Source organism: Streptomyces sp. NPDC004732 (genome assembly GCF_040609235.1).
In the GTDB taxonomy this organism is placed as follows: domain Bacteria; phylum Actinomycetota; class Actinomycetes; order Streptomycetales; family Streptomycetaceae; genus Streptomyces.
This window is the reverse complement of sequence record NZ_JBEXJR010000002.1, coordinates 630,055-650,586: the sequence shown is the minus strand read 5'-3', so window position 1 is coordinate 650,586 and position 20,532 is coordinate 630,055. Positions and strand designations below refer to the sequence as shown.

At 71.6% G+C, this 20,532-nt stretch carries 15 protein-coding genes; 10 read left to right on the top strand and 5 right to left on the bottom strand.

The genetic code is table 11. From position 1 onward, the window contains the following. Window positions 1-32: 32 nt before the first annotated feature. Together ABZV77_RS07525 and ABZV77_RS07520 are read right to left on the bottom strand one after the other, a co-directional pair. Entirely contained in the window at window positions 33-806 is a 774-nt protein-coding gene (locus tag ABZV77_RS07525) for an SDR family oxidoreductase (protein WP_356251542.1), read from the bottom strand. Between the two features lie 53 nt (window positions 807-859). Beyond that, window positions 860-1,540 (bottom strand): MOSC domain-containing protein, encoded by a 681-nt coding sequence (locus ABZV77_RS07520; protein WP_356251539.1) that lies wholly within the window; start codon window positions 1,538-1,540, stop codon window positions 860-862. Window positions 1,541-1,621: 81 nt separating this feature from the next. Between ABZV77_RS07520 and ABZV77_RS07515 the strand changes: the two genes are divergently transcribed. Continuing rightward, window positions 1,622-2,518: a LysR family transcriptional regulator gene (locus tag ABZV77_RS07515; RefSeq protein ID WP_356251536.1), complete on the top strand. Its 897-nt coding sequence runs from the start codon at window positions 1,622-1,624 to the stop codon at window positions 2,516-2,518. 61 nt (window positions 2,519-2,579) lie between these two features. Here ABZV77_RS07515 and ABZV77_RS07510 read toward each other — a convergent pair whose 3' ends face one another. Beyond that, window positions 2,580-2,927, bottom strand: a complete 348-nt coding sequence (locus ABZV77_RS07510) for a WhiB family transcriptional regulator (RefSeq protein WP_356251534.1) — start codon at window positions 2,925-2,927, stop codon at window positions 2,580-2,582. A 389-nt stretch (window positions 2,928-3,316) separates the two neighbouring features. On the opposite strand from ABZV77_RS07510, the gene ABZV77_RS07505 reads away from it, so the two are divergent. The 4 genes from ABZV77_RS07505 (at window position 3,317) to ABZV77_RS07490 (ending at window position 7,643) form a co-directional block, all read left to right on the top strand. After that, window positions 3,317-3,928: a response regulator transcription factor gene (locus ABZV77_RS07505; protein WP_003948568.1), complete on the top strand. Its 612-nt coding sequence runs from the start codon at window positions 3,317-3,319 to the stop codon at window positions 3,926-3,928. A gap of 245 nt (window positions 3,929-4,173) precedes the next feature. Further along, the gene (locus tag ABZV77_RS07500) at window positions 4,174-4,749 is read left to right on the top strand and encodes a sigma-70 family RNA polymerase sigma factor (RefSeq protein WP_055563244.1); all 576 of its coding nucleotides are present in this window, start codon (window positions 4,174-4,176) and stop codon (window positions 4,747-4,749) included. A gap of 139 nt (window positions 4,750-4,888) precedes the next feature. Beyond that, window positions 4,889-6,406: an IMP dehydrogenase gene (guaB, locus tag ABZV77_RS07495; protein ID WP_356251531.1), complete on the top strand. Its 1,518-nt coding sequence runs from the start codon at window positions 4,889-4,891 to the stop codon at window positions 6,404-6,406. A gap of 112 nt (window positions 6,407-6,518) precedes the next feature. Further along, window positions 6,519-7,643 (top strand): GuaB3 family IMP dehydrogenase-related protein, encoded by a 1,125-nt coding sequence (locus tag ABZV77_RS07490; RefSeq protein WP_055563246.1) that lies wholly within the window; start codon window positions 6,519-6,521, stop codon window positions 7,641-7,643. 61 nt (window positions 7,644-7,704) lie between these two features. Here the strand turns inward: ABZV77_RS07490 and ABZV77_RS07485 are convergent, their stop codons facing one another. Further along, a complete protein-coding gene (locus ABZV77_RS07485; RefSeq protein WP_356251529.1) occupies window positions 7,705-8,958 on the bottom strand; it encodes a nucleotide sugar dehydrogenase in 1,254 nt (417 codons plus the stop codon). Window positions 8,959-9,185: 227 nt separating this feature from the next. Between ABZV77_RS07485 and ABZV77_RS07480 the strand changes: the two genes are divergently transcribed. Beyond that, window positions 9,186-10,895: a glycerol-3-phosphate dehydrogenase/oxidase gene (locus tag ABZV77_RS07480; RefSeq protein WP_356251527.1), complete on the top strand. Its 1,710-nt coding sequence runs from the start codon at window positions 9,186-9,188 to the stop codon at window positions 10,893-10,895. Here ABZV77_RS07480 and ABZV77_RS07475 read toward each other — a convergent pair. Then, window positions 10,892-12,058, bottom strand: coding sequence for a serine hydrolase domain-containing protein (locus tag ABZV77_RS07475; RefSeq protein ID WP_356251524.1), 1,167 nt, complete (start codon window positions 12,056-12,058; stop codon window positions 10,892-10,894). The two genes, ABZV77_RS07480 and ABZV77_RS07475, sit on opposite strands and share 4 nt — an antisense overlap. Before the next feature lie 147 nt (window positions 12,059-12,205). Between ABZV77_RS07475 and ABZV77_RS07470 the strand changes: the two genes are divergently transcribed. From ABZV77_RS07470 to ABZV77_RS07455, 4 genes are all read left to right on the top strand, one after another. Further along, the gene (locus ABZV77_RS07470) at window positions 12,206-14,353 is read left to right on the top strand and encodes a serine/threonine-protein kinase (protein WP_356251521.1); all 2,148 of its coding nucleotides are present in this window, start codon (window positions 12,206-12,208) and stop codon (window positions 14,351-14,353) included. Between the two features lie 129 nt (window positions 14,354-14,482). Next, complete coding sequence (locus ABZV77_RS07465; protein ID WP_356251518.1) at window positions 14,483-16,867, top strand: protein kinase; 2,385 nt, start codon at window positions 14,483-14,485, stop codon at window positions 16,865-16,867. 132 nt (window positions 16,868-16,999) lie between these two features. Next, window positions 17,000-18,721 carry a serine/threonine-protein kinase gene (locus ABZV77_RS07460; RefSeq protein WP_356251515.1) on the top strand — a complete coding sequence of 574 codons (1,722 nt, stop codon included), beginning with the start codon at window positions 17,000-17,002 and terminating at the stop codon, window positions 18,719-18,721. Window positions 18,722-18,835: 114 nt separating this feature from the next. Further along, a complete protein-coding gene (locus tag ABZV77_RS07455; RefSeq protein ID WP_356251512.1) occupies window positions 18,836-20,491 on the top strand; it encodes a serine/threonine-protein kinase in 1,656 nt (551 codons plus the stop codon). The last annotated feature ends 41 nt before the right edge of the window (window positions 20,492-20,532 follow it).

Below are 20,532 nucleotides of genomic sequence, written 5' to 3'. Positions count from 1 at the left end.
CCACCCGGCAGACGCAGCCCCGCCCGGAAGAGCTACTGCGGGCCGTACTTGCGGCCCGTACGGGATGTGACGCCGCCCAGCAGGGCCCGCGGGGTCACCTTCACCACGCCCATGAGGGCCTTGTAGCGGGGATCCGGGATCGACACCGTCTTGCCGCGGGAGAGGTCGCCCAGGGCGACCGACACCAGCTTGTCCGCGTCGAGCCACATCCAGTTGGGGATGTTGGACGTGCCCATCCCCGCGCGCTGGTGGAACTCCGTGCGCACGAAGCCGGGGCACAGCGCCATCAGCCGCACTCCGGAACCCGCCAGGTCCTTCGCCGCGCCCTGGGTGAACTGCACGACCCACGCCTTCGAGGCGCCGTACGTCCCGCGCGGCACGAACGCCGCCACCGACGCGACGTTCACGACACCGCCGCGGCCGCGCTCCCGCATCGACTCCGTCGCGGCCGACGTCAGCCGCAGCACCGCCTCGCAGTGCACCTTGAGCATGGTCAGCTCGTCGGTGAGCGAGACCTCCAGATACCGGCCCTTGTTGCCGAACCCCGCGTTGTTGATCAGGAGGTCGACCGCGTCCCTGCGGTTCGCGAGCCGCTTCTCGACGGTCTCGATGCCCTCGTCCGTCGCGAGGTCCGCGGTCAGCACCTCCGCCTCGATGCCGTGCCGGTCGTGCAGCTCGGTCGCCTGCTCGTGCAGCCGCTCGGTGTTGCGAGCCACCAGCACGAGGTTGTGCCCGTCGGCCGCGAGGCGCCGCGCGAAGGCTGCGCCGATGCCGGCGGTCGATCCCGTAATCAGAGCCGTAGTCATGGCCCAAGGCTAGTGAGATCGCGTGACCACTGTGTTGCACGGACCGCCAGGTCTCAGGGAGAGGCAGGAGCACCCTGCTGCGCCAGGTACTTGCGTGCACGCGCGGCCGTCTCGGGATGCAGGGCGTCGCCCGCCGCGAGCAGCTCGGGCAGCAGGGCCTTCTCCGTCGTGACGGCCCGGAACTGGAGGGCGACGGTGACCTCGTGCGCAGGCCGGTGCACGATCTGGATCGGGTCCCCGGCCCGGATCTCACCCGGCTCCACGACGCGCAGATACGCACCGGGAACGCCCTCTTCCGTGAACCGTTTCACCCACCCCTTCTCGTCGAGGTGGCCCTGGAACGTACGGCAGGGAATGCGCCCGCTCGTCACTTCGAGCACCAGATCGGAACCCACCCGCCAGCGCTCGCCGATCCGCGCGCCGCTCACGTCGACGCCCGAGGTCGTGAGGTTCTCGCCGAAGGCGCCGTCGGCCAGTGTGCGTCCGAGGGTGCGCTGCCAGGCGTCGAGGTCCTCGCGGGCGTAGGCGTACACCGCCTGGTCGTTGCCGCCGTGGTGGCGCAGGTCGCAGATCTCGTCACCGGCCATGCCGCTCCCGCCGACGCCCTTCGCGCCCGGCGCGGCCACGCGCACCGGCCCGCGCACCGGCCGCTTGTCGATGCCGGTGCCACCGGAGGGCGCACCGGTATACGCGACCGTCTTGCGGCGGCCCACGTTCACAGAAAGAAGCTCCATGGTAGGCAGGCTAGGCGAGAGCTCCTCAAAGTGGCGACGCATTATTTCGCGATACACCCAAGCGTCACTTATGCTCGAACCATGATCGAGGCCCGTCATCTCCGTGTCCTGCGCGCCGTGGCCGCCACCGGCTCCTTCTCCGCCGCGGCCCGCGAGCTCGGCTGCACCCAGCCCGCCGTCAGCCAGCAGATGAAGGCCCTCGAATCCTCGGCGGGCACGCCGCTGCTGATCCGCACCGGCCGCGAGATGCGGCTGACGCAGGCGGGCGAGGCGCTGGTCAGGCATGCCGCGGGCATCCTCGCCGGGCTCACCGCCGCCGAGGAGGAGGTCGCCGCCATCGCGGGCCTGCGCGCGGGCCGGGTCAGGCTCGTCTCCTTCCCCAGCGGCAGTTCCACCCTCGTCCCCTGCGCCCTGGCCGCGCTGCGCGCGGCCCACCCGGGCACCCGCGTCTCCCTCGTGGAGGCCGAGCCGCCGCGCTCGGTGGAGATGCTGCGCGAGGGCGACTGCGACGTCGCCCTCGCCTTCCGGTACGAAGGAGCGACGGCCGCGGAGGAGTGGGGCGACCTCGTCGTGCGCCCGCTGCTCGCGGACCGGCTCGTCGGTCTCGTGCCCGAGGGGCACCGGCTGGCCGGTGCGGACTCGGTCACCATCGGCGAGTTCGCCGACGAGTCGTGGATCGCGGGCTGCCCCCGCTGTCGCAGGCAACTGGTGGAGGTCTGCGAGAGCGCGGGCTTCGCGCCCCGGATCGACTTCGCGACCGACGACTATCCGGCGGTGGTCGGCCTCGTGGGCGCCGGTCTGGGGGTGGCGGTGCTGCCCGAGCTCGCGATCGAGTCGGTGCGCCCCATGGGTGCACGCACCGTGACGGTGGAGCCCGCCGTGCGGCGGGAGATCGTCGCGCTCACGCTGCCGGACCTGGCGCAGGTGCCGGCCGTCGCCGCCACGCTGGACCACCTCGCGCGGGCCGCCGCCCGCTGATCGACGCCCTGTGGGCGACCCGTACGGGCGCGTACGGGTGTTTATTCGAAGAAACGTTCCTTCAGCTGTGTGACACGGCTCTGGCCGTCGAGGCGGCGGCCGCCGTGACGGTGGAGGCCGTGACGAGGCGGTTGCGCGCGCGGCCCATGAGCTCCTCGCGCTCGTCCTCGGTCAGCCCGCCCCACACGCCGTACGGCTCGCGCACCGCGAGCGCGTGAGCGGCGCACTCCGCGCGCACCGGGCACCGCATGCAGACCTCCTTGGCGGAGTTCTCACGTGCGCTGCGCGCCGCGCCCCGCTCGCCCTCCGGGTGGAAGAAGAGCGAGCTGTCGACCCCACGGCAGGCCGCGAGGAGCTGCCAGTCCCACAGATCTGCGTTCGGTCCGGGAAGGCGGGAGAAATCTGCCATTGCTGGTCCCCTTGGTGCCGTTCTGACGCGGATACGGTGCGCATGACCGTACATCTACTGTCTAAGGAGATGAAAATATGACTCATTGCGAATCTAGCTATAGACACCAGGAAAAGGGAAGAAAAGGCGCTAAATGGGGCATAGGTTGTGATGAAACGTTGAGGGTCTGCCGCGCTCTCTGCTCTGTGTCTGCACCCTCACGTAGAGTGCCGAAGGTGTCCGACTGCCCCGTAACTCTTTCGGGTGACCGTCGTTGAGAGTGCGAGGCGGTTGAAAGAACAAGCGCTCGGGCAGGTGTCCGAGAGCGTCAACCGCACAGGTGACGAATAAGTACCAGCCTGGAGGCTCAAGGTGACGCGCAGCAGCTGTGAGAGCCGCGGAGGACAGTCATGACATCGGTCCTCGTCTGCGATGACTCCCCGCTTGCCCGAGAGGCGCTCCGCCGCGCGGTAGCGACCGTGCCCGGCGTCGAGCGCGTGACCACGGCGGCCAACGGCGAGGAAGTCCTCCGCCGCTGGGGCGCCGACCGCTCGGACCTGATTCTGATGGACGTACGCATGCCCGGACTCGGCGGCGTGGAGACCGTCCGCCGGCTGCTGTCCGCCGACCCCGGTGCGCGCATCATCATGCTCACCGTCGCCGAGGACCTGGACGGGGTCGCGCTCGCGGTCGCGGCCGGTGCCCGCGGCTATCTGCACAAGGACGCCTCGCGTGCCGAACTGCGCGCGACCGTCACCCAGGCGCTCGCCGACCCGACGTGGCGGCTCGCTCCGCGCAGACTGCGCTCGGCCGAGATGGGCGCCGCGCCCACCCTCACCGCGCGTGAGATCCAAGTCCTCGAAGGTATGAGCCACGGCCGCTCGAACGCGGAGATCGGGCGCGAGCTCTTCCTCTCCGAGGACACCGTGAAAACGCACGCCAGGCGGCTCTTCAAGAAGCTCGGCGCCTCGGACCGCGCACATGCCGTGGCGCTCGGTTTCCGCTGGGGTCTGGTCCGCTGAATGTGCCGTCGCGGGGGCACGGCGATCCCCGCCCGCCGTCCGGTGGGCGGGGCGACGTACGCCCGGCGACGCTTGTTTCGCCGCCGATGCCGCATCCTTGAGGTGTGGAGTTCCTCGGGGACGAGTCGATCGAGCGGGAGGGGAGGGCGCAGGAGATGAGTTCCGGCGCACCTGCTCATAACGCTTCAGTGCACAACTACGGACGCGGTGCCACGGATCAGTCGCCGTCAAGGCACCATGGACCGATGCGCGATGACAAGACGACGGTGATCGGTGCCCTCGTTCTACGCGCTGTGGAGGGCGACGAGCAGGCCACGCACGACCTCCTGGCCCACGTCCACCCCCTCGCGCTGCGCTACTGCCGCACCCGTCTGTCCCGGCTTCCGGGTGACGCGCGGCACTTCGTGGAGGACCTGGCGCAGGAAGTATGCGTCGCCGTGCTCCTGGCCCTGCCGCGCTACAAGGACACGGGGCGCCCCTTCGAAGCGTTCGTCTTCGCGATCGCGGCACACAAGGTGGCCGATCTGCAGCGCGCGGCGATGCGGCACCCCGGATCCACCGCCGTGCCCTCGGACGAGATGCCCGAGCGGCCCGACGACTCGCTCGGCCCGGAGGAGCGCGCCCTGCTCAGCAGCGATGCCGAGTGGGCCAAGAAGCTCCTCGCCAACCTTCCGGACAACCAGCGCGAGCTGCTGCTCCTGCGGATCGCCGTCGGCCTCACGGCCGAGGAGACCGGGCAGATGCTGGGGATGTCCCCCGGGGCGGTGCGGGTCGCGCAGCACCGGGCGCTGAGCAGGCTGCGGGCGCTCGCGGAGCAGTAGTCCGGATCCTTGCGGGGGTTGCGGTGGCGTACGTGCGAACGTACAAAGCTTGGCAATGATCTTGATCGTGGAATGAGACACGCTCGAAGGCCGTTAGCATGGACATCCGCACCGATCAAGGCCATTTGGGGAAGGTGTCATGACTGTAAACGGCGGTACTTCGACTGGGGTGCCCGAGAAATTCGCGACGCTCGGGCTGACCTACGACGACGTGCTGCTGCTGCCGGGCGCGTCGGACATGGCGCCCGACCAGATCGACACTTCCTCGCTCGTCTCGAAGAACGTCCGGGTGAACGTCCCGCTGCTGTCCGCGGCGATGGACAAGGTCACCGAGTCCCGCATGGCGATCGCCATGGCGCGGCAGGGCGGCGTCGGTGTGCTGCACCGCAACCTCTCCATCGCCGACCAGGCCAACCAGGTCGACCTGGTGAAGCGCTCCGAGTCCGGCATGGTCACCGACCCGATCACGGTGCACCCGGACGCGACGCTCGCCGAGGCCGACGCGATCTGCGCGAAGTTCCGCATCAGCGGCGTCCCGGTCACCGACCAGGCGGGCAAGCTGCTCGGCATCGTGACCAACCGCGACATGGCCTTCGAGTCGGACCGCACGCGCCAGGTGCGCGAGGTCATGACGCCGATGCCGCTCGTCACCGGCAAGGTCGGCATCTCCGGCGTGGACGCCATGGAGCTGCTGCGCCGCCACAAGATCGAGAAGCTTCCGCTGGTCGACGACGCGGGCATCCTCAAGGGCCTCATCACGGTCAAGGACTTCGTGAAGGCCGAGAAGTACCCGAACGCGTCCAAGGACGCCGGAGGCCGCCTCCTGGTGGGTGCCGCCGTGGGTGTCGCGGGTGATGCGTTCGAGCGCGCCCAGGCCCTCGTCGCGGCGGGCGTCGACTTCATCGTCGTCGACACCGCGCACGGCCACTCCCGCCTGGTCGGCGACATGGTCGCCAAGATCAAGTCCGACGCCCCCGGCGTCGACGTCATCGGCGGCAACATCGCGACGCGCGACGGCGCCAAGGCGCTCATCGACGCCGGTGTCGACGGCATCAAGGTCGGCGTCGGACCCGGCTCCATCTGCACGACCCGCGTCGTCGCCGGTATCGGCGTACCGCAGGTAACGGCCATCTACGAAGCGTCGCTCGCTGCCAAGGAGGCCGGTGTCCCGGTCATCGGCGACGGCGGCCTGCAGTACTCCGGAGACATCGCCAAGGCGCTCGTCGCCGGTGCGGACACGGTCATGCTGGGCTCCCTGCTCGCAGGCTGTGAGGAGTCCCCCGGAGAGCTGCTCTTCATCAACGGCAAGCAGTTCAAGTCGTACCGCGGCATGGGCTCGCTCGGCGCCATGCAGACGCGCGGCGACCAGCGCTCCTTCTCCAAGGACCGGTACTTCCAGGAGGGCGTCGCCTCCGACGAGAAGCTGGTGCCCGAGGGCATCGAGGGCCAGGTTCCCTACCGGGGCCCGCTCTCGGCGGTCGTCCACCAGCTGGTGGGCGGACTGCGCCAGTCGATGTTCTACGTCGGCGGCCGCACCGTCCCCGACCTCCAGGCCAACGGCCGTTTCGTACGCATCACGTCGGCGGGCCTCAAGGAGAGCCACCCGCACGACATCCAGATGACGGTCGAAGCGCCGAACTACAGCCGCAGCAAGTAGTCTTCCGGCGCCACGCGCGCGTGGAAGGGGCGGTCCCGGATCACCGGGACCGCCCCTTCCGTGTGCGTCGGGGATACTGGACAGGCAGACCAAGAGGGAAAGGCCCCACAACGTGACTGAGATCGAGATCGGGCGCGGCAAGCGCGGCCGCCGCGCGTACGCCTTCGACGACATCGCCGTCGTACCGAGTCGGCGCACCCGCGACCCGAAGGAGGTCTCGATCGCGTGGCAGATCGACGCCTACCGCTTCGAGCTGCCCTTCCTGGCCGCTCCGATGGACTCGGTGGTCTCGCCGCAGACCGCCATCCGGATCGGTGAGCTGGGCGGCCTCGGCGTCCTGAACCTCGAGGGCCTCTGGACGCGGTACGAGGACCCGCAGCCGCTGCTCGACGAGATCGCCGAGCTGGACGCGGAGACCGCGACCCGGCGCCTCCAGGAGATCTACGCGGCCCCGATCAAGGCCGACCTCATCGGCCAGCGCATCAAGGAGGTGCGCGACGCCGGTGTGGTCACCGCCGCCGCGCTCTCCCCGCAGCGCACCGCCGAGTTCTCCAAGGCCGTCGTGGACGCCGGGGTCGACATCTTCGTGATCCGCGGCACCACCGTCTCCGCCGAGCACGTCTCCGGCGCGGCCGAGCCGCTGAACCTGAAGCAGTTCATCTACGAGCTGGACGTCCCGGTCATCGTCGGCGGCTGCGCCACGTACACCGCGGCGCTGCACCTCATGCGCACGGGCGCCGCGGGCGTCCTGGTCGGCTTCGGCGGCGGCGCCGCGCACACCACGCGCAACGTGCTGGGCATCCAGGTGCCGATGGCCACCGCGGTCGCCGACGTCGCGGCCGCCCGCCGTGACTACATGGACGAGTCCGGCGGTCGCTACGTGCACGTGATCGCCGACGGCGGCGTCGGCTGGTCCGGCGACCTGCCCAAGGCCATCGCGTGCGGCGCCGACTCCGTGATGATGGGCTCCCCGCTGGCCCGCGCCACGGACGCGCCCGGCAAGGGCCACCACTGGGGCATGGAGGCCGTCCACGAGGACGTGCCGCGCGGCAAGAAGGTCGACCTCGGCACGGTCGGCACCACGGAGGAGGTCCTCACCGGCCCGTCGCACATCCCGGACGGCTCGATGAACTTCTTCGGAGCGCTGCGCCGCGCGATGGCGACCACGGGCTACAGCGAGCTCAAGGAGTTCCAGCGCGTCGAGGTGACGGTCGCGGACTCGCAGCACAAGCGCTGACACGTCGTTCGTACGCTGCGCGGAAGGGCCCCGGTACTTCGTACCGGGGCCCTTCTCGTCGTCATAGGCGGTGTGCCGCGCCCGCCGGGGTCGCGCCCCGGGTGTCCAGGAGCAGCTGGGCCTTCACGGCGAGGCCCTGCAGGTCGTACGTGCGGTGGTGCTGGAGCAGGATCGTGAGGTCGGCGTCGGCCGCGGCCTCGTAGAGGGAGTCCGCGCGCGGGACGGGGCGGCCGAGCACGCTCCAGTTGGGCACGTACGGATCGTGGTAGCTGACGGCCGCGCCGAGCTCCATGAGGCGGGTCGCCACCTCCTGGGCGGGGGCGCCCTGCTGGTCGGCGAGGTCGGGCTTGTAGGTGACGCCGAGGAGCAGGACGCGGGCGCCGCGGACGGACTTGCCGTGCTCGTTGAGCAGGGTCGCCGAGCGCTGGATGACGTACTGGGGCATGCGGTCGTTGACCTGCTGGGCCAGCTCGACCATGCGCAGGGGGCGGGCGCCGCGGGAGGGGTTCGGGACGTCCAGGGGGACGCCGTGGCCGCCGACGCCGGGCCCGGGGCGGAAGGCCTGGAAGCCGAAGGGCTTGGTCTCGGCGCAGCGGATGACGTCCCACAGGTCGATGCCGAGGTCGTGGCAGAGCACCGCCATCTCGTTGACCAGGGCCATGTTCACGTGCCGGTAGTTGGTCTCCAGGAGGTGCACGGTCTCGGCCTCGCGGGGGCCGCGGGCGCGGACGACCTTGTCGGTGAGGCGGCCGTAGAAGGTGGCGGCGGACTCGGTGCAGGCCGGGGTGAGGCCGCCGATGACCTTGGGGGTGCCCGCGTAGCCGTGGGAGCGGTTGCCGGGGTCGAGGCGTCCGGGGGAGTACGCGAGGTGGAAGTCGCGCCCGGCCCGCAGGCCCGAACCCGATTCGAGGATCGGACGGAGGAATTCCTCGGTGGTCCCCGGGTACGCGGGGGACTCAAGGATCACGGTGGTGTGCGGACGCAGCCGTGCGGCCAGCGCATGGGCCGCGTCGGCCACCTGGCCGAAGTCGAGCGAGCGGTCGGCCGCCGGCGGAGTGGGGGCGCAGATGACAGCGGTGCGGACCCGGCCGAGCTCGGCCGGGTTGACGGTCGGCCGGAAGCCCCCCGAGAGCATCCGGCGGACGTCGGCGGCGGTGAGGGTGCCCTCGGCGCCGTCGCAGGGCAGTCTGCCGCCGGCCAGGTCGGCGGCGCGGGCGGGGTCGTAGCCGATGGTGTCGATGCCGCGTGCGACGGCGGCCTGCGCGAGGGGCAGGCCGAGGTGGCCGAGACCGATGACGGCGAGATCTGCGGGCATGGCGGTGGGCCGTCCTCCCAATAGCCGGAGTGGAACGAGTGCGCAAGCCCTGTGGACAAGGCGGACCAGCGCAATGTCAGACTAGGAGTAAATATGACCGATTTGCGGTATTGCACCGCGCGGGACTCCGGAGTGTTGTCCACAGGCTGGGGTCGCGTTCAGCGAGCGGCGGGGAAATCTGGGCATGATGTGAGTCCGACCACACCCGATCACAGCGGGAGGCAGCGGTGAGGACAGCGACACTGGGGCCGGCGGAGCGCGCCGAGTCACTGGCGGGAATGGCCGAACGGGAGCTGGACATCCTGGTCGTGGGCGCAGGCGTGGTCGGCGCGGGCACGGCACTCGACGCGGTGACCCGCGGCCTGTCCACCGGCCTGGTCGAGGCCCGCGACTGGGCATCCGGCACGTCGAGCCGGTCGAGCAAGCTGATCCACGGCGGCCTCCGCTATCTGGAGATGCTCGACTTCGCCCTCGTGCGGGAGGCGCTGAAGGAGCGCGGCCTGCTCCTGGAGCGCCTCGCCCCGCACCTCGTGAAGCCGGTCCCGTTCCTCTACCCCTTGCAGCACAAGGGCTGGGAGAGGTTGTACGCCGGATCGGGCGTCGCGCTCTACGACGCCATGTCGATGTCCCGCGGACACGGCCGCGGCCTGCCCATGCACCGCCATCTGACCCGCCGCCACGCCCTGCGCGTCGCCCCGTGCCTGAAGAAGGACGCCCTGGTCGGCGCCATGCAGTACTACGACGCCCAGATGGACGACGCCCGCTATGTGGCAACGCTGGTCCGCACCGCTTCGGCGTATGGCGCGAAGGTCGCCAACCGCGCCAAGGTCACCGGCTTCCTGCGCGAGGGCGAGCGCGTCGTCGGCGCCCGGGTGCAGGACGTGGAGGGCGGCGGGGAGTACGAGGTCAGGGCCAAGCAGGTCGTGAACGCGACCGGGGTGTGGACGGACGACACCCAGGCCATGGTCGGCGAGCGCGGCCAGTTCCACGTCAGGGCCTCCAAGGGCATCCACCTGGTCGTGCCCAAGGACCGGATCAACGCGACGACCGGACTGATCCTGCGCACCGAGAAGAGCGTCCTCTTCGTCATCCCGTGGGGACGCCACTGGATCGTGGGCACGACCGACACGGACTGGGACCTCGACAAGGCGCACCCGGCCGCCTCCAGCGCCGACATCGACTATCTCCTGGAGCATGTGAACTCGGTGCTCGCCAGGCCCCTCTCCCGGGACGACGTCCAGGGGGTGTACGCGGGCCTGCGGCCACTGCTCGCGGGCGAGTCGGACGCCACCAGCAAGCTGTCCCGCGAGCACACGGTCGCGCATCCGGCCCCGGGCCTGGTCGTCGTCGCGGGCGGCAAGTACACGACGTACCGGGTGATGGCCAAGGATGCCGTCGACGAGGCGGTGCACGCCCTGGACCAGCGCGTCGCCGACTGCGTCACGGAAGACATCCCCCTGGTCGGCGCCGAGGGGTACAAGGCGCTGTGGAACGCCCGCGCGAGGATCGCCGCCCGGACGGGCCTGCACGTGGTGCGCGTGGAGCACCTGCTGAATCGGTACGGCTCGCTGGCCGAAGAGGTCCTCGAACTCATCACCGCGGACCCGACCCTCGGCGCCCCCTTGCAGGCGGCCGACGACTACCTGCGGGCCGAAGTGGTCTACGCCGCCTCCCACGAGGGCGCCCGCCACCTGGACGACGTGCTGACGCGGCGGACGCGCATCTCCATCGAGACGTTCGACCGGGGCACGCGCAGCGCCCGGGAGTGCGCCGAGTTGATGGCGCCGGTCCTCGGCTGGGACAAGGACCAGATCGAGCGGGAGGTCCAGCACTACGAGAAGCGGGTGGAGGCCGAGCGGGAGTCGCAGCGTCAGCCGGACGACCTGACGGCGGACGCGGCTCGGCTGGGCGCGCCCGACATCGTGCCGCTCGGCTAAGGGGCGCGGGGGCAGAACTGGGCTGTCAGGAGGGCAGGTTCCAGGGCCGGGTCGGCCAGCTTGTCCGTGTTGACCCGGAAGGTGATGACCCGTCGGCCGTCGCGGGTGGCGGCGGTGCGGACGTAGCTGCCTGCGATGCGGCCGTTGTGGCCCCAGACGGTGGTGCCGCAGGGGAGCTTGTGCGGGTACAGGCCCATGCCGTAGTGGCCGTGTGCGAGGCGGGTGTTGAGCATCTCGTGCAGCAGCGGCGCGGGCAGGAGGCGGCCGGAGAGCAGGGCGGCGTAGAAGCGGTTCAGGTCGGTGAGGGTGGAGATCAGTTCGCCGGCGGCACCGGCCACGCGGGGGTCGAGCGCGGTGATGTCCCGGCCGTTGCCGGTGAACGCGCGGCCGTGCGGTGAGGGGAGCGTGGTGCGGGCGCCGGGGAACGAGGTGCCGGTGAGGTGGAGGGGGAGAAGGATGCGGCGTTCGGCTTCGGTGGCGTACGAGTTGCCGGTGACCCGTTCGATGACCATGCCGAGTACGACGTAGTTCGTATTGGAGTACGTCCAGCGGCTCGCGGGGGCCGCCGGGTGGGTGAGGGCGGTGCGGACCGCCCGGGCGGGGGTGACGGGGGTGGTGCCTCTGGTGTCGGCGGTGAAGTCGTGGAGGCCGCTGGTGTGGGTGAGCAGGGCGCGCAGGGTGACGGTGCGGCCGTCGATGCCCGGTCCGTGCACGAGTCCGGGCAGATGGTGCTCCACCGGGTCGGACAGGGACAGACGGTGTTCGGCGGCGAGTTGGAGGACGACGGTGGCGATGAACGTCTTGGTGATGCTGCCCACCCTGAAGTGGTCGGCGCGGGTCAGGGAGGGGCCGGTGCGGGCGAAGTGCAGAGAGGGGCGCGGGCTCGGCACGGAGTACTTCGGCCACGCGGGGCGTGACGGCGGGGACTGTTGTGCGGAGAGTTGCACGGCGACGGGAGATGCCTGGTGGCGTAGGGTGCGTGCACCCGGGGGCGGTTCGGGCTGAGTGCGGCTCAGGAGCGCCGCGGCCGGGGCCTTGCCCCGGGTGGTGAGCAGCGGAAGAGTGGAGTCCGTGGCCGGTGCCGCGGGTTGCGGGCGGCCCGCCGCCAGGCCGATGAGCGCCGCCGCCAGCAGGATGGCCGGTATTGAGCGAGCTGTCGGCAAGGCGGTCCCTCCTCGTGCGCGGTCCATCATGGGGCACGGGAAGAGGGCCGACGGACCCTGGGCGCCGACCGGTCCCCGGGTAAGGGACAATGAAGGCTCTGTCAGGGCGGGTTGCTCGGGTAGCAGCGGTAGCAGCAGAGGGGACGCATGTCGGACGCGGAGCAGACGGGTGACGCCCGTCGGGACAAGAGCGAACGTCTCCTCGCCGGCCGGTACCGGCTGGGAGAGGTGCTCGGCCGCGGAGGCATGGGCACCGTCTGGCGGGCCAAGGACGAAACCCTTGGGCGCACGGTCGCGGTGAAGGAACTGCGGTTCCCCTCGAGCATCGACGAGGAGGAGAAGCGGCGGCTCATCACGCGCACGCTGCGTGAGGCCAAGGCGATCGCGCGGATCCGCAACACCAGCGCCGTGACGGTGTACGACGTGGTCGACGAGGACGACCGCCCGTGGATCGTGATGGAGCTCGTCGAGGGCAAGTCCCTTGCCGAGGCGATCCGCGAGGACGGGCTGCTCACGCCGCGACGTGCGGCCGAGGTCGGCCTCGCCGTGCTCGACGTGCTGCGGTCGGCCCACCGGGAAGGCATCCTGCACCGCGACGTGAAGCCGTCGAACGTGCTGATCGCCGAGGACGGCCGGGTCGTCCTCACGGACTTCGGCATCGCTCAGGTCGAGGGTGACCCGTCGATCACGTCCACCGGCATGCTCGTGGGCGCCCCGTCGTACATCGCCCCGGAGCGCGCACGAGGGCACAAGCCCGGCCCCGCGGCCGACATGTGGTCGCTGGGCGGCCTGTTGTACGCGGCCGTGGAGGGCGTCCCCCCGTACGACAAGGGGTCCGCCATCGCGACCCTCACCGCGGTGATGACCGAGGACGTCGAACAGCCCACCAACGCGGGACCGTTGGAGAAGGTCATCTACGGCCTGCTCGCCAAGGACCCGGAGCAGCGGCTCGACGACGCGGGAGCGCGGGCGCTCCTCATCGACGTCATACACGCCCCTGAGGCCAAGCCGGAGCCCGAGCCGCTCGATGCGACCAAGGTGGTGCCGCTGCCTCCGGCCCCGCCCAAGCCGCCGCGGGCCCCGAAGGCGTCGAAGTCGAGCAGGCTGACGAAGTCTTCGAAGGGCACGAAGTCGTCCAGGGCCACGAAGGCCGCGGGCGCCGCTGCTGGTGCGGCTGGAGTGGCCGGTGCGGGGAGTGCGGCTGGTGCCGCGCAGGGAGCGGCCGGGACCTCTGCCTCCGCTCCCGCTGGGACTGCCGGGGCTCCTGGGGCCACCGGGACCGGGACCGCGGCGACGTCCGGGGCATCGCGTCCCGCAGGGCGCAAGGCCGAGGAGGCCGCCGACCGGCTGAAGGGCGCCCTGCAGTCCGTGCGCAAGGCGGCCGCGTCCGCCACCGCGCGGGGCACGGGGGCGGCCGGGGCCTCGACGACGTCCGCGTCCACCGGTTCTCCTTCTTCCGGTTCTTCTGGCTCTTCTGGTTCTGCCGGTACTTCCGGTGCCGGGGGACAGCCGCCGCGGGCGCCCGCCAAGGCGTCGCTCACCGATGTGGTGCCGCGCCGGACGCTGGTCATAGTGACCATGGTGGTCGTGCTCGCCGTGCTCGGGACGGTGCTCGCCCTCGCGCTCGGGGACGACGGCGAAAGCAGCGAGGACAACAAGGGCGGCGACAAGGCCGCGTCCGCCGGGGCGACCGGCGGCGGGGGCCAGGGCAAGGGCGAGGACAAGGACTCCGGCAAGGAAGCCGACAAGGGCACCGGCACCGGCGACGACGCGAGCAAGGACCCGGGCAAGGACGCGAGTCCCAGCCCGGACGAGGGCGAGGGGCACGACCCGGGCAAGGACGACGACAAGAAGCCGGGTGACGGCGCCGAGTCGACGTACAAGCACTCCCAGGGCTTCAAGATCGGGCTTCCGAAGGGGTGGAAGTTCCAGTCCACCGGCCGGGCGGGCGCGCGCTTCGGCGGCCCCGACGGGCAGAAGCTGCTGATCGGCTGGACGACCACGCCCAAGGACAACCCGGTCAGCGACTGGAAGAGCCAGGAAAACTACATGGTCCGGCCGCAGTACGACCGGATCCGGATAGAGAAGGTCGGCTTCCGCGGCTGGAACACGGCCGACTGGGAATTCACCTACGTGGACGGCGGGACCAAGTACCGGTCGATAGACCGCGGATTCGTCGTCAACGGCGGCCTGGGCTACGGAATGATGTATACGGCCAAGGCCGACGACTGGGGCAGCGAGAAGCGGCGGGCCGCGTGGCGGACCTTCACCAGGACGTTCGAGCCGAAGTCCTGAGCCCGGGATCTGGCATCCCCTCATTGCGGTTCGCTCACGGCACGTATCGTGAGTGCTTGCGGACCGTACACAGCCGCAACGCGCCGCAAGACGAACGGATTTGACCACCGGGCGGACGGGGAAGGCATCGTGGACGACTACGCGGGACGGGTGCTCGCCGACCGCTACCGCCTGCCGCTGCCGCCCTCCGACGTGTACGAATTCGCCGAGTCGCGCGCCTTTGACACGTACAGCGGGCAGGAAGTCCTCGTCCGGCAGGTGCCGCTGCCCGAGATCGTCGAGGCGGAGGTGCTCGACGAGGACGATCTGCCCGAGGGGTTCCTGCCGCGGGCGGGGGCGGGCGGCCCCGGCGTGCGTCGGTCGGGGACCAGGGCGGCGCGCAGGCCCACGGATCCGGCGGTGCTGCGCGCGATAGAGGCGGCGCAGACCGCCGCCCAGATCCCCGACCATCCACGGCTCGACCAGGTCTTCGACGTGTTCGCGGAGGACGGCTCGCTGTGGATAGTGAGTGAGTTGGTCGCCGCGAGGCCGCTGGCGGCGCTCCTCGCGGACCGGCCGCTGAGTCCGTACCGCGCGGCCGAGGTCGCGGCGGACGTCCTGGCGGCGCTGCGGGTGCTGCACGCGTACGGCTGGGTGCACCGGAACATCACCGCGCGGACCGTGTTGATATGCGATGACGGCCGCGTGATGCTGACGGGCCTCGCGGCGGGCGCGGCCGAGGAAGCGCTCTGCGGGTACGACCCCCGACCGGTCGAGGCCGGGGAGGCGGCGGGCTCTGCGGGGTCGGTCGGCAATGTGGCGGAGTATGCGGAGCACTCAGGGCACTCAGAGCACGCAGGGCACACAGTGCACTCCGAAGACGTGGTGCTCGAGCCCGCGCCGGAGTCGGCGGGGAGCGGTGCGTGGTCCGGGCCCACGGCGGCCGTGACGGCGTATCAAGCGGCTGAGCCCGAACCCGCCCCCGAACCCGCCGGACGGATCTCGGACCCCTATGGCGTGGCGGGCAAGAAGCCCTGGCACGGGGCGGTGCCGCGCAAGGACCCGAGCGAGAGCACGCGCGGGGGATGGGACGACGGCGCGGCCGAAGGCGCCCCTTCGCGCGGGCCCGCCACCGCCCTCGCCGCCGAACGGGCCCGGCACGCGCGCATGGTCGTCGTCGGGGCCGTCACCGAGCGGTGGGCGCCCGAGCAGGCCGGACCCGTGCACGAGAACTGGCAGCTCGCCGCGCCGATCGGCCCCGCCACCGATCTGTGGGCCCTGGGAGCGCTGCTCTTCCGTGCCGTTCAGGGCCACGCGCCGTACCCGGAGGACAGCTCGGCCGAGCTCGTGCAGCTCGTGTGCGCCGAGCCGCCCGCCTTCGCCGAGGAGTGCGGACCCCTGCGGCCGGTGGTCGAGTCGTTACTGCGTCAGGACCCGACCGAGCGGCTCGACTTCGAGGAGGCGAGCGGCTGGCTGCGTTCGCTGGTGCGGTCCGCGCCCGAGCCGGAGGCAGGGGCGCACGTCGTGCCGGTGCCGCCGTACGACGCGGGCCGGCTGCCCGTCGTACGCCGACGGGGCGAGATCGTGCGCAAGCGGCGTGGAGCCGCGGTCACCGGTGCCGCCGGTGCCGCGGGGAAGAGCAGTGAGGGGCACGGTCGGCACAAGCGCGGCAAGGGCAGCGGCGGCAGGACGAAGGGCGGGCCGGGGCACGACGTGCCCGTCGTCTCGCCCCTGCAGGGCCACAGCGGCCCCAGGCCACCCCGCGAGCCGCAGACCCGCGGCCCCGCCCGCCCGCGTTCGCTGGGTCGGCTGCTGCTGATCGCCATCCTGCTCGGTCTCGCCGCGGCGATCGCGTACGCCCTGGTGTTCATGCCCAAGTCCGACGACCGCTCGGGCGACCGCGCGGGGACCGCGGGCGAGGTCAGCTCGGCCCCGGAACCGAGCGACAGCAAGGACGAAGAGAAGGAACCCGACAAGGGCAAGGGCAAGGAGACGGACGAGGGCAAGGGCAAGGCCAAAGACAAGGACAAGCCCGGGAAGAGCCCCAGTTCGCAGCGGCCGCAGAGCTCCGACCCCGAGGTGCCCCGGGGATTCACCGTGCGCAAGGACCCCGAGGGCTTCCACGTCGCCGTGGCGGGAGGCTGGGACCGGCAGCCCAAGAACGGCAGGGGCCAGGTCCGTTACACCCACGGAAGCTTCGAGCTGCTGCTGGTGCCGGGCCGCGACACCACCGACAGCTACGGCAACGACCCCATGAAGTACCAGCGCGAGCACGAGCGCGAGCTGCAGCCGTTCCGCGACTCCTCCTGGGCGACCTCCAGCGGCATGCGCCGCATCGACGTCGGTGGACGGGCCATGGCGGAAGGGCAGTTCACCTGGCAGGACGATGCGGGCAGCGAGGTCTTCGTACGCAATCTCGCGATGGTCGTCGGCGGGAAGTACCACGTGCTCCAGGTGCGGGGACCGGAGGCCGAGCGGGACGAAGTGACACGGCTGTACGAGCAGGCGACGGCCACTTATCGGGTCACCGACTGAGTCGATTCCGACCATCGGGACATGCACGGCATGCGTCACAGTGCGGTCTCCTAAGCCCCCCTGTGGTTCCCTGCACGGCTCCCGCTCCTTAACCTGGCTGTGTCAAGACCATTGCGGGGGAACGTGAATCAGATGCAGGGACTGCTCCTCGCGGGCCGCTACCGACTCGCAGAGTCCATCGGCCGCGGTGGCATGGGACGGGTGTGGCGCGCGCAGGACGAGGTCCTGCACCGGGCCGTGGCCGTCAAGGAGCTGACGGCTGCGCAGTTCGTGCAGGAGGCCGACCGCGCGGTCCTCTTCACGCGTACCCAGACGGAGGCGCGGGCCGCCGCCCGGATCAACCATCCCGCCGTCGTCACCGTGCACGACGTACTCCAGTACGACGACCGCCCCTGGATCGTGATGGAGCTGGTCGAGGGCCGTTCGCTGGCGGACGCGGTCAAGGACGACGAGCGCGTCGAGCCCATCGAGGCCGCCCGCATAGGCCTGTGGACCCTGAAGGCCCTCCGCGCCGCCCACGCGGCCGGAGTCCTGCACCGCGACGTCAAGCCCGGCAACGTACTGCTCGCCGACGACCGGCGGATCCTGCTCACCGACTTCGGGATCGCGGCGATCGAGGGCGACTCCACGGTGACGAGGACCGGGGAAGTCGTCGGCTCCGTCGACTATCTGGCACCCGAGCGCGTGAGCGGCAGCAACCCCGGCCCCGCGTCCGACCTGTGGGCGCTCGGCGCCACGCTGTACACGGCCGTCGAGGGCATCTCGCCCTTCCGGCGCACGTCGCCGATCGGCACCATGCAGGCCGTGGTCACGGAGGAGCCCGAGCCGCCCCGGCACGCGGGCGTCCTCGGCCCGGTCATCAGCGCGCTGCTGCGCAAGGATCCGGCGACCCGGCCGACCGCCGAAGAGGCCGAACACATGCTGGCCGAGGCGGCGGAGGGGCGGCGCCCGCAGGGAGCGCAGGCGTACGTGCCGACGCAGGTGCACCCGGCCTCCGGCGCGCACACGGCCGTGCAGGGGCAGCCCTCGTCGGGCTACCCCGCCGCGGTCTACCCGTCCTCGTCGTACACGCAGAGCGGCAGCCAGAGCCCCAGCCAGGGCTACAACCACAGCCAGGGCCACGGTCAGACCCACACGCCCCCCACGCCCCACGCGGCTCCCCACCCGACGCCGCACTCCTCCACCCCCGTCCGCGGCACCCCGACCGACGCCGCCGCCTACACCGTCACCGTCGGGCCCCAGGCGCGCGAGCGCCGTCGGTGGCCCGCGATCGTCGCCCTCGTCGTCGCGGCCGCGCTGCTCGGCGGCGGTGGCGTCTTCGGCTATCTGCACTTCGCGGATGACACCCAGAGCCAGTCGCAGAACGGCTCGGACGACGGGCCCGCCAAGGGCGTGAGCGGCATCCCCGACGACTGGGAACGGGTGCCCGACCCCGACGGGTTCAGCCTCATGCTGCCCAAGGGATGGAAGCGCGAGGCGGACGGCAACCAGGTCGACTACACCCCCGACGGGGGGCGTCGTTTCCTGCGCATCGCCGTCGACAGGAACCCGCAGTTCGAGAGCACCTACATGCACCAGTTGGCGCTGGAGAAGAACCTGCGGGTCAAGCTGCCCCAGTACAAGCGGCTCGAGCTGAACTCCAACACGTTCCGCGACCAGCCGGGCGCCCTCTGGGACTTCAGCTGGAGTGCAGGTGCGAACGACACGACGGCGGGACCGCGCCGCGCCATCTCTCAGTCGTATCTCGGCACTGATGGCGTGGAGTACGTGCTCTACATGTCGGCCCCGGCAAAGGGCTGGGACACCACCAGAGAACAGTTTGACGCGATGCTCCGTGGATGGCGGGAGAAGTGAGCGCACCCGCCCGCTCCTGACGCTCCCTGGGGAGCCTGGTGACAGCGGCCGGAACCGGCCCGCGGCGTGCGCAGAACCGATTCCGTTCGCACACGTGTGGGGCATGATGGCCGCATGGGGAGCCTGGGAGACCGCGCCGGTGAGGCAGGTGGAGGCAACGCCCGGGTGATCGCGGGCCGTTACCGCCTGGAGGCGCCGCTCGGCCGGGGCGGCATGGGGGTCGTGTGGCGCGCCACCGATCTGCTCCTCGGCCGCCGGGTGGCCGTCAAGGAACTCGTGCGCGACGAGACCCTCTCCGATGCCGAGGCGGAGCAGCAGCGCGAGCGGACCCTGCGCGAGGCGCGGGCCGTGGCGCAGTTGCGGCATCCGCACGTCATCGTCGTCCATGACGTCGTGGTGCAGGACGAGCAGCCGTACATCGTCATGGAGTTGATCGACGGCGGCTCGCTGGCCGGGCGGATCGCGCGGGGCGGGCCGCTGGACGCGCATGCCGTGGCGCGGATGGGCATCGACCTGCTCGGTGCCCTGAGCACCGCGCACGAGGCGGGCATCCTGCACCGTGACCTCAAGCCCGCCAACGTGCTCCTGGAGCGGGCGACCGACCGTGTCGTGCTCACCGACTTCGGCATCGCGCAGCTCACGGGCGCGACGACGCTCACGGAGGTCGGGTCGTTCGTGGGCTCGCCCGAGTACACCGCGCCGGAGCGGATGGCGGGGGAGCGGACGGGGCCCGAGTCCGATCTGTGGTCGCTGGGCGCGTTGCTGGTCACCGCGCTGGCCGGGGAGTCGCCGTTCCGCCGCGACTCCATCGGCGGTGTCCTGCACGCGGTCGTCATCGACGAGATCCGGCCACCCGCGTCCGTCGACCCGCTGCTGCCCGTGGTGCTCGGCCTCCTCGACCGCGATCCGGCGCGGCGGCTCGGCGCGGCGGAGGCGGAGGGGCTGCTGCGGGTGTACGTCGAGACGGGGCGGATGCCCGCGGTGGTGCGGGAGAGACCGGGGCCCGGGTCGCCGGGGCGGGGGCTGCCCGGACTGCCGGGGTTTCCGGGCCGGACGGGCCGGGGCGCCCCCACGGCGGCCGAGCGGGAGCTCCTCGCCGCGCAGGCCGCCGCGGGGCTCGTGCGGCCGGAGAAGCACGGCAGGACCTTCATGATCGCCGCGGCGCTGGTGGCCGCCCTCGCGGGTGCGGGAGTCTCCGCGGCGCTCCTGTTGAGCAGGGGCGGCGACGGCGGTGGCACACCGGCCCCCTCGTCCGCCACGTCGGCGCACGGCTCACCGACGCCGACGGTCACCGTGACGAGCCGCACGCCGACGCCGTCGTCGCCCGAGGCGCCCCAGGGCTACCGCATCGCGAAGGACCCCAAGGGCTTCGCGCTCGCCGTCCCCGAAGGGTTCCGGCGCCGGGTGGACGGCCCCCGCGTCTTCTACGCCTCGCCCGACGGCACGTACCGCATCGGCATAGAGGAAACGGCGGCCGGACCGGGCGGCCCGCTCGCGGCGCAGCGCCGCGCCGACGCGAACGGCCCGCGCGACCAGGCCGGTTACCGCGACAGCAGGGTCACCGAGACCACGCGCAACGGCAGACCGGCCGCCCAGCGGGAGTTCTCCCGGGACGGGACCGGCGGCGAGAAGGGCGGCCGCCGCACCTTCGACCTGTGCTGGGAGGAGCACGGCCGGATGCTCGACGTGTGGGTCTCGGGGCCGGTCGGGGAGGCGTCGCAGGCGCGGCGGTACTTCGACGCGGCGGTCGACACGTTCGTACGTCGATGACGCCTGGGCACGTGCATCACCCCGGTCACAATGCAGGGCCT